General features: G+C 55.5%; 8 protein-coding genes. 4 read left to right on the forward strand and 4 right to left on the reverse strand.

The window, feature by feature from the left end:
- Positions 1-230: 230 nt before the first annotated feature.
- From HKD27_RS15970 to HKD27_RS15985, 4 genes are all read right to left on the reverse strand, one after another.
- A complete protein-coding gene (locus tag HKD27_RS15970) occupies positions 231-722 on the reverse strand; it encodes a lipocalin-like domain-containing protein (protein WP_370544287.1) in 492 nt (163 codons plus the stop codon).
- Between the two features lie 69 nt (positions 723-791).
- Entirely contained in the window at positions 792-2,210 is a 1,419-nt protein-coding gene (locus HKD27_RS15975) for a cytochrome c (RefSeq protein WP_194690190.1), read from the reverse strand.
- Positions 2,203-3,846: a GMC family oxidoreductase gene (locus HKD27_RS15980; RefSeq protein WP_039736274.1), complete on the reverse strand. Its 1,644-nt coding sequence runs from the start codon at positions 3,844-3,846 to the stop codon at positions 2,203-2,205. Before HKD27_RS15980 ends, HKD27_RS15975 begins: the two co-directional genes overlap by 8 nt.
- Before the next feature lie 20 nt (positions 3,847-3,866).
- Positions 3,867-4,394, reverse strand: coding sequence for a sorbitol dehydrogenase family protein (locus HKD27_RS15985; RefSeq protein WP_194690191.1), 528 nt, complete (start codon positions 4,392-4,394; stop codon positions 3,867-3,869).
- Positions 4,395-4,678: 284 nt separating this feature from the next.
- Between HKD27_RS15985 and HKD27_RS15990 the strand changes: the two genes are divergently transcribed.
- The 4 genes from HKD27_RS15990 to HKD27_RS16820 all read left to right on the forward strand — a co-directional run bounded on the left by HKD27_RS15990 (position 4,679) and on the right by HKD27_RS16820 (position 9,582).
- Positions 4,679-6,139 (forward strand): sensor histidine kinase, encoded by a 1,461-nt coding sequence (locus HKD27_RS15990; RefSeq protein WP_228518602.1) that lies wholly within the window; start codon positions 4,679-4,681, stop codon positions 6,137-6,139.
- On the forward strand, positions 6,136-6,753 hold the full coding sequence (fixJ, locus tag HKD27_RS15995) for a response regulator FixJ (protein ID WP_019087322.1): 618 nt from the start codon (positions 6,136-6,138) through the stop codon (positions 6,751-6,753). The genes HKD27_RS15990 and fixJ overlap by 4 nt, the downstream gene beginning before the upstream one ends.
- A 172-nt stretch (positions 6,754-6,925) precedes the next feature.
- The gene (locus tag HKD27_RS16000; RefSeq protein ID WP_194690193.1) at positions 6,926-8,557 is read left to right on the forward strand and encodes an NAD-dependent malic enzyme; all 1,632 of its coding nucleotides are present in this window, start codon (positions 6,926-6,928) and stop codon (positions 8,555-8,557) included.
- An 83-nt stretch (positions 8,558-8,640) separates the two neighbouring features.
- A complete protein-coding gene (locus HKD27_RS16820) occupies positions 8,641-9,582 on the forward strand; it encodes an AEC family transporter (RefSeq protein ID WP_194690194.1) in 942 nt (313 codons plus the stop codon).
- Positions 9,583-9,995 lie beyond the last annotated feature (413 nt).

Genomic DNA, 9,995 nt, shown 5'->3' on the forward strand with positions numbered 1-9,995 from the left:
CTTCTGCGGGCCGCAAGACGCTCAATCTGTCGAAACAGGCTCGTGCCGCCTGATCGTTCCTTTATTGTTCATGCCAAACGTTGTTTAGCGTACCATCCACACGATGGCCTCATTCACGATCCGTCAGATCCCCTCGTGCCATCCCCGCTTCACCTTATCGCCTTCGTAGAAGCAACCAGTGAATCAGATCTCAGGATGATCGTATAGACCTTTTGTCAACGCGACCTAGATCACTCGATCCGTTTAAATCGAATGATACTGCGGGAGAGCTTCCCCGAGTCCCAGTTTGGCATTATTCGCCAAGGTGTAATAACATTTGCAAAATCACCATTAATTTCAATGGTACGCCTTTGCTCCGTCCCGACCCATTCGGGCGTCCAGGCAGTCTGCACATTCGTGACCCACTGGTTTCCTTCGATCCTGTAGCGCCCAATGTAGGCAACGAGAGTCTTCATAAGATGGGCGCGCTCCACATCTGTCTTTGGCGGCTGTCGATCGCTGCCCTCAAGGTTAAATGCGACCCACCCGTGAGGTGTAAAAATGACACGCCCCCGAGGGGAAGAACCCATTGCATCAATCGTTCGCCCCGTCTCTTTGTCTTCCACTTTGTAAGAAACAAGCCCCCAGACACCGACGATGTCCTTCTTGAGATCGGCGGTTTTTTTTGTATCCTGCGCGTATGCAGAAGTCGCTGCGAACACCACGGTGATCGCGCATACCACGATCAAGGATATGAAGTGTCTCGAAGTGCGAGTTTTTGAGACCATGAGAACTAGCCCTCTTTCGATTATTTATTTAACAATTTTCCGTACACGCCAGAAGCACCCGAGTGCTAAGAGAATGGCGCCCGCTGCCATACCGACACGGATTAAAACGAGCAGTGGTGACCGAGCACCACCATGACGGATGAGAGCGACCTGCGATGCCGACACGGAGACATTTTTCCTACCGTAGGTATCAAAGATATATTTCGAAAGCTTTGCTATTTCCAAATCATTCAGTTGAGTGGCATCTGTTTTCTTGCCGCCAAAACCAGGCATGAAAGCCTCGGCGTCAGACACATGCCGGTCAATACCGAACAGAATGGTTGCGATCAGGTTGTCTGGACTGGAGGCCCCTGTGACGGAGTTATGCCACAATGAAGGGTAATAACCGTCCCGACTGCCCTGTGCCCGGTAATTGTGGCAGGATGCGCAGTTGCCCATAAACAGTTCCGCACCAGATATATTTGGATTATCATCTGAGCGGATAGGTCGACCTCCTCTGACCTCATCAGCGCTGGAAGTAGGCTTTCCCAGCACGAAGCGTGAAACTTCTCCGTCTGCGGGGTCACGAACAGGCTTCGTGGTCGCAAGATATGTTGCCAGCGCGTTCAGGTCGGCATCTGTCAAATGCTGGAAACTGTGTTCGACCGCTTCTCCCATTCCATCGGCGGCTTGCGCGAGCCCGTCAATATGGCCCGTTTTTAGATAGGTCTTTATATTTTCACGCGACCAGTTGCCTATCCCGCTTATTTTATCTGAAGTTATATTAGGTGCATACCATGCACCCAGGCTCGCGCCACCCAAATCCTTGGAGGATTTCTCCTGCATGAGAAATCCTCGAGGAGTATGACATGTTCCACAATGCGCCGGTCCTTGCGCAAGATACGCGCCGCGGTTCCATTCTGACGAGCGGGATGAATCGGGTTGGAAAGTCCTGTCGTTACGAAAAAGCACATTCCAGAACATCATCGAACCCCGAATGTTCATCGGAAAGGGAAGAGACGTTTTCGACGGAGCGCTTTCTACTGACTGAACGGATTTCATGAAATAAACATACAGGTCGTGTACGTCCTGATCTGTCATGTACGAATATGCCGTGTAGGGCATGGCAGGATAAAGATTGCGCCCGTCCTTGCGAATACCTTTTCTCACAGCACGCGAGAAATCTGCTTCGCTGTAATCACCGATACCGAATGTTCTGGATGGCGTAATGTTTGTCGAATACATCGTGCCAAGCGGTGTTTTCATTGCCAGGCCGCCAGAAAACGGCTTGCCGCCAGGCGCTGTGTGACAGGCCACACAATCGGAGGTCACAGCTATGTAGGCGCCTCGATCAGTTGATCCGTCGCTTTGTGCCGAAGCCGTGCCGTAAAGAAATATCGAGGTGCAAAAAGCTCCGAGAAGGGTTATCCTGTCTGGCAATCTGCTATGCATCATTTTAGCCATGATGCAGTTGCCCGATGATCGCATCTGCGGCCTTGATGGCCAATGCCGCCATGGTTATTGTACTATTTCCGCTGCCGCCCGTGGTCATTGCGCCCCCACCGGGAAGAAAGAGATTCTCATGGTCATGGGCACGACAATCTACGTCCACGACGGAATCCTTCGGATCATTGCCCATGATGACGCCACCCATGATATGATCACTGTGTAAAAACTCAGGCGAGATCCTGATATCTGTCGCTCCCAGGGCTGCCGCCAGCTTTTTTAGAAGCGGTATTGTGTATTGCTCGGCGCTTCGACGCACATAGTCGCCGACATCATAGTGGATGCGCGGACGGCTTAGACCCAGCCAATCCTGTTTGTCAGAGAGAGTCAGCCGGTTAAATGGTAGCGGCAGAGGTTCGTGCTCAACTGTCAGGCGCGCCGTGCAGGCCGACAGCCGGCGAATTTCTTGATCAAGAGCCTTTCCGTATAAACCTTTTTCCAGAGCAGCCAGACCACCGAGTGTACTCCGTGCCATGTTTTCCATACGGAACATTGCACCGGCATAGTCGCGTCGAAACTCGCCCTGGCTCGTGTTCATGATACTGCTGCTCTGGACAGGTCCTACGCCGGTCCAGAGCGGTTCAGTCATTTCGACATCCGCAACCAGTTTTGGCTGATCCATCATATTACGACCGACTTGATCCGAACTATTGGCGACACCAGAGGGATTTTTCTCGTCAGCCGACAGAAGGAGCAGCTTGGGCGTTTCTATTCCGTTGCAAGCGAGAACGAAGATCTTTCCGGCAACTGAGTGTGAATTCTTGTCGGAATCAAAATAATGGATTGCCGCGACCTTCTTCTGACTATTCGTTTCAACACGGTACGCGACAGCGTTCGTGATGATCTGACCGCCCTTTGCTTCGATGCGCGGTAGAGCTGTTGCAGCATCATATTTGGCAGCGATCGGACAGACCGGAAAACAGTTGTTGTTTCCACAACAGGGAGGGCGGCCGTCAAACGAAACGCCACTATTACGTGCCTGGGGCGCCGGCAGGTTCTGCATGCCAAGGGTCGCAGCGACATCGGTCAACCGCTGTTCGCCAGGCCCGAAGGGAATGGGTCCCATCGGGTAGGGCCGCGAACGCGCTGTATTTGGAGGCCACTGTAAAGCCGGATCACCGGGGCCACAGACACCCATCGCATGTTCGGCGCGCGCATAATAAGGCTCCAGCACATCGTAAGAAAAAGCCCAGTCGCGTCCTACTCCATAGAGGCTTTTGAGACGTAAATCGTCAGGCGTCATACGCCAGCAGATACCTGCCCAATGCCAGGTGGCACCCCCCGCGTAGCGGACATACCCCTGCTCGTAGGCCTTTGCATTCGGTCCGGTCAGATCAAGATAAGAAGAGGCCTCGTCTGGAGTGCGTGTCTCAAGGTGAGGCGCCCACGGCTTGGGCGGGTACGGCGCATTCCAGTGGTTGCGCAATGTGGGCGCCAGATTACGGTAGTTTTCGACAATTGTGTCGCGACTGACACGGGGCCCAGCTTCAAGCATGAGCACCGAAAACCCGGCATCCAAAGCCTGTTCTGCTATCAGACAGCCGACTACGCCAGTACCTACAATGACGACATCGCTATTGAGATCGGATGGCATAAGAAATTCTCCGGAGAAATTCAGAATGACGGCATGTTAAGGAGCGGAACTGCTGTCGCATTCCAGGCATTGGGCGCCGATTTTGCGTAAGATGGTATCGTCATGACATCGCTGCTTACTTTGTACATGAGCGCATCTTCAAAAGCGATTACATGATCGCCAGATTTTCCGTGCACAACACCCGAATACCACGCCGATATTATCTTCAGTGCCGAGTTTTGCAGTTTCTCATCTGTCAATGCTGGCATAAGATGTTCAACATCCACTGAAGCAGTTTTTACTATGAAATTGTGAATTGCGTGTATCGTATTATCAAAATTTTCTTCGACATCATTAAGCGCGACGTAAATTCTATGGCCGACAACAGGGTTCAGTTGATGAGGGACGAGAATTTTCGATACAGACATAAAGCGTGATACGCTATCGGACTGATGTAATGGTTCCGCAAAACCCTTCGACTGTGCAAAGCTGGCTACGGTGGCGAGCGCGCTCATGCCGAGCAACAGATGTCGCCTATTTATTTTTAACTCCGCATGAAGTAATGCCACCTATTCTCTCCTCACCCATTGAGTTATTTATGTATCTATCCCGATACTTGGTTGATAATGATATAAATAGTGCATTGACGCCGTTAGTGACGCTATAGAAAATATCCGAAGGAAACATTTAACTATTTATACAAGGCCGAAATTCTCTGCCTTTTAGAACCATGACGGTTCATGGCGCAGTCTCACCCTACAGGTGCAATGTTTTGATGAATGAGGCTATTACGTAGTAATACTGACTCGCCTTGGCGAGGTCGTTCGCCGACCATTCGGTGAGGAGAACGTCATTGAGGGACTTTTGGGATCTGCCGCCTCAAGAGACCGGTGCGCTGGCACGCCATCGCAGTTTCGCGGCCGCCTCCTCGTACGCGCTCGGGCTCGTGATACTGGGGACGCTCATACGTTTCCTGATCAATCCGTTTCTCGGCGGCAGGACGTTGTTTCTCTTACTGCTTCCGGGAGTGCTCGTCGGCGCGGTGATCGGCGGTCTCTTTTCCGGTCTAGCCGCAGCCACACTTGCATCAGTGATCGGCTGCTTCCTTCTCGCGCATGACGGCGCGCCGCCGATCGAAAACTGGGTCGAGACGATCCTGTTCGCGACACTCTGCGTCCTGATCACGTGTGGTGGCGAATGGCTGCTACGTGCCCGTCGGCGCACGGCCGCGATGGCGCAGCGTATCCTTGAGCGGGAGGCGCATCTCAGCGCCATCCTCGACGCAGTTCCCGACGCTATCATCATTCTCGACGAGCGCGGCATCGTGCAATCATTCAGCAACGCGGCGGAGACACTTCTGAGGTCTAATGCGGCAGAGGCGATCGGGACGAATATCGCAGACATCGTCCCCGAACTCGGAACGGCTCCAGTCTCCGATCGGCACGGAATAGCGGCAGTCGCCCGTCGGAAAGACGGGACGACTGTCCCCGTTGATCTGTCTACCGGACGCCTGACATCAGGAGAGGGCTCCTTTACAATCGCGTTCCTTCGCGACCTCACGGAACGCGAGGAAGCGGACCGACGCGTGCGACAGTTGCAGGCCGAAGTCACACATATCTCACGCCTGTCAGCCATGGGCGAGATGGCAGCCACACTGGCTCACGAACTTAATCAGCCTCTGACGGCCATCACGAACTTTCTCAACGGCGGACGCCGTCTCCTGGAAGCCGAGAACGGGCAGAGCACGCGCGTGCAAGAGGCCATGGACAAGGCGGCCGCGCAAGCGCTGCGGGCCGGTCGGATCATACGGTCGTTGCGGGACTTCGTGTCTCGGGGAGAAGGTGAGCCGGGACTGGAAAGCCTGCGGGCGCTTATCGAAGAGATGGCAACGCTGGCCTTGGTCGGAATTGCGGAGCGCGGGATCGACGTATCCTTTCAGCTGGACTCTGGGGCCGATCAGGTTATCGCGGACAAGATTCAGATCCAGCAAGTCCTCCTCAACCTGATCCGCAACGCCGTGGAGGCCATGGAGGACTGTGACGAACGGCGTCTGGTCGTCGCGGTCGACGCTTTCGAAGGCATGGCACGGATCCGCGTGACGGATACTGGCCCCGGTGTGAGCCCCGAGATTGCGGGCAGGCTGTTTGAATCTTTCTCAACGACGAAGGATCATGGCATGGGAGTCGGGCTGTCGATCTGCCGCACCATCGTGGAGGCTCATGGAGGACGCATCGGAGCGCAGCGGGAACGCGGGGGAGGGATGTGCTTTCTTTTCACTCTTCCCTGCGCCAGGACAGAGGAGTTTGGCGAATGAACCCGGATGGTATCGTCCATGTGATCGACGACGACGAAGCCGTACGCGAATCCCTTGCCTTCCTGTTGCTGACATCGGGACATACCGCGAGGACCCACGCATCGGCGGATGAGTTCCTCGCTATCCTCGACGGGGTCGAGTGCGGATGCATCATAACGGATATCCGGATGCCGGGCATGGACGGCATCGCTCTTGTCGACCGTCTCCAGAAGCGCGCGACGGTTCTCCCGGTCATTGTGATCACGGGGCATGCTGACGTCCCCCTAGCGGTGCAGGCCATGAAAGCCGGCGCCCGCGACTTCATCGAAAAGCCGTTCGACGATCATACCATTCTCGACGCGGTGGCCTCCGCTCTGCGGTGCGGTGACGAGAACGGCGCCGAACGCGCGCATGCACATGTCATTCGCCAGCGGATCGCCGCTCTGACGACGCGGGAGCAACAGGTTCTCCGTGGCCTCGTCGACGGTCAATCGAACAAGGTCATCGCCCGGGAGCTTGGGATAAGCCCGCGCACGATAGAGATTTATCGGGCCAATCTCATGATAAAGATGGACGCTCGCAGCCTGTCTGAACTCGTGCGGATGACGCTGACAGCCACGGAGCGGCCGCGATAACACAGTCGACCTGAAATCAGGACGGGTCGTTTCCCTTACGAGGTTTTACGTACGTAGTTTTCCGGATGCGCTGGAGCTCGGGTGGGCCCAAGATGACATTCAGTCATCCAGCGGCGGCCGTTCCGAACGAAGCGCATGACTTCCGCACGCCGTCGAACCGCGAGGAGAACACATGAGCCAGGCCAGCACGATCCGGGGACAGGAAATCCTCAACAACCCCGCCCGCAACAAGGAAACCGCCTTTACAATGACTGAGCGTCAATCGCTCGGCCTTGAAGGTCTGCTTCCTCCGACTGTGGAAAACATCGACCGGCAACTGGAGAGGGTTCAGACGCAACTCGCCGCAAAGCCGAATGATCTCGAACGCTACATCTATCTCATGAGCCTGGCGGCCAGGAACGAGACGCTATTCTACCACACGCTGATGTCCGACCCCGCGCGGTTTGTGCCGATTGTCTATGATCCGACCGTGGCTGATGCCTGTCTGGCATTCGGACATATCTATCGCGGCAGCGCGGGCATGTATCTCACGCGCGACATGAAAGGTCGCTTCAAAAAAATTCTGCGCAACTGGCCGGTAAAAGACGTTCGGTTCATCTGTGTGTCCACCGGCGGCCGTATTCTCGGTCTTGGCGATATCGGCGCTAACGGCATGGGCATTCCCATTGGCAAGCTCCAGCTCTACACCGCCTGCGCGGGGGTGCCGCCCGAGGCGCTGCTGCCTGTGCTACTGGACATAGGCACCACGAACGCGGCGCTCCGGGCCGATCCGCTTTATCTTGGTCTGCGCGAGCTCCCGCCAGACGAAGCGGAGGTGGATTTGATCTCAGAGGCATTTATCGAAGCCGCTACAGACGTGTTTCCCGGTGTCTGCATTCATTTCGAGGACTGGAAAGGTACCGATGCGATGCGGCTTCTCGCCCGCTATCGCGACAAGGTCCTGTGCTACAATGACGATATTCAGGGAACCGCAGCGATCGCGGTAGCAGGCCTGACCACGGCACTGCAGATCAAGAACGAGACTTTCGCCGATCAGCGCGTCCTTTTTCTGGGCGCAGGCTCAGCCGGGATCGGTATCGCAAGTATGATTGTCTCGGCGATGGTCGAAGCGGGTCTGGGCGAGGCCGAAGCGCGTGAGCGTATCGTACTGATCGATGTCAACGGTCTGATCGAGACCAGCCGGACCGATCTCAACGAGTGGCAGAAGCCGTTCGCGCACGAGGCGAAACCGACGAAAGATCTTCTCGAGGTCGTCAGAACCTTCAAGCCGACCATTCTGATCGGCGTCAGCACCATCGGCGGCGCATTCACCGAGGAGGTGGTCCGCGAGATGGCAAAACTGAACGAGCGGCCGGTGATCTTCCCGCTCTCCAATCCGACGAACAAGGCGGAATGTACGGCCGAGCAGGCCTATACCTGGACAAAAGGCAAAGCATTATACGCCGCTGGAGTCCAATTTCCGGACTTCGAATATCAGGGAAAGAGCTACCACCCGGGACAGGCCAACAATTTCTATATCTTTCCGGCAATCGGCCTCGCCGTTTACGCGACCCGTCCCGCGCGGATCACGGACGATATGTTCATCACCGCCGCCGCCGCGACAGCGGATCAGGTGGGGCCGAGCGCACGCGAGCATGGCATGCTGTTCCCGCTCCAAGCCAACATCCTGGAGACCGAAGTGACGACCGCCACGCGGGTTGCGGAGCATATCTTCGATAGTGGACAGGCCACCGTCGAGCGTCCGGAAAATATCCGCGCCTGGATCGAGGGGCTGCTCTACAAGCCGGTCTACAAGGAACTCTGACACACCTAAGTCATCCCCGGTGATCGGCTCGAGCCGATCACCGGGGATGATGACGCCTTCTCTCACCAACCCGGAGCAGATCCGTGAATCTCGTGATACTCGTCGCCGCCATCGCTCCGGTTGTCCTCATATTCGGGCTGGGCTATCTGGCCGGGAAGTACAAGGATTTCGATCACGATCAGGCCATCGGTTTCAGTCATTTCGCGCTGAAATATGCCCTGCCGGTTGCGCTCTTCCTCAGCATGGCGTCCGTCAAATGCGACTTGCTCCTTCAGCAGGGGCCACTCGTTGTGGTCATGATCATCGGATATTCGCTCTTCTTTGGCGTGAGCTATCTCGTCCTGTGCATGATGACGCGCGACCGGCTGACCGCAGTCCTCCTCGGCTATGCGGTGTCCTCCACAGCCGCACCGATCTATGGCCTGACGGTCCTCGATCCAATCTATGGCGATACGGTCGGCGGCGGCGTAGTCGGTCTGGCTGCGGTTGTCACAAACCTCTTACAGGTTTCAGTCGTCATCTACCTGCTCGAGAGCGCGTCCAGGTCAGAAACGTCGAGACCCTCGTTGGCCCGAACGCTTGGAAAAACGATCAAGAACCCCCTTGTGTGGGCACCGGTGCTGGGCACCATCGTGTCTCTGTCCGGTCTGACGATGCCGCCGGTTTCCGTGTCCGTGCTCAAGCCTCTAGCAGTCTGCGCACCAGGAGCGGCGATCTTCGCCTGCGGGCTCGCGCTTGCGTCTTATTCCCTTAATCTCAGATCTAGGACCGTTATACTGGGATCGCTCGTCTGTGTCGTCTTGCAACCAGCAGTCTTCTTCGTCGCCCTCAAGGCATGGGGACTAAAATCCGCTATGGCGAAAGCAGCTTTTGTCGCAAGTGCAATGCCTACCTCCACACCGTCTGCCCTGTTTGCCCAGCAGTATGGGAAGTGCGAGGTAGAAACAGCCAGCATCATGCTGCTCACGACGCTCGGCATGGTCGTCGTCATTCCCGCCACTGTCGCTATATGCGAGTGGATATAACGCAAAAAAATAGATGATTGGAAAAGTTCTCTGGTTTTAAGACCTGCCCTATGATTACAATTCCATGCACTGATTGGAGAAAATGAGTCCTGAAAAGGTCTGTTTTCCGTTTTGAGAAGCGTTTTGCTCATTTGAGTGCTCTAGAGCGGTTCCACTTTAGTCTGGTTCATATCCAGCGGCTGTAAAGAAGCTGGCGCATTCACTGTATGTGAAAGCCGGAAGCAGCGCGCCGACGGTATCCCACAGAGCACGGACAGTCCGTTCGGCTCTGGCGCGCAGCAAGGCCTTGAGTTTTGAGAAGGTGGAGGGTTCGAAAAACTCTCTGGTTATGAGGCCCTGTGTGTGATTCCATCGTTCATCTTACGATGAGGGATGGATGATGATGCAGCCCGGTTTTTTTGATGTTGAAGATC

The sequence above is a fragment of the Gluconobacter sp. R75690 genome, from assembly GCF_015244525.1.
Classification (GTDB): domain Bacteria; phylum Pseudomonadota; class Alphaproteobacteria; order Acetobacterales; family Acetobacteraceae; genus Gluconobacter; species Gluconobacter potus.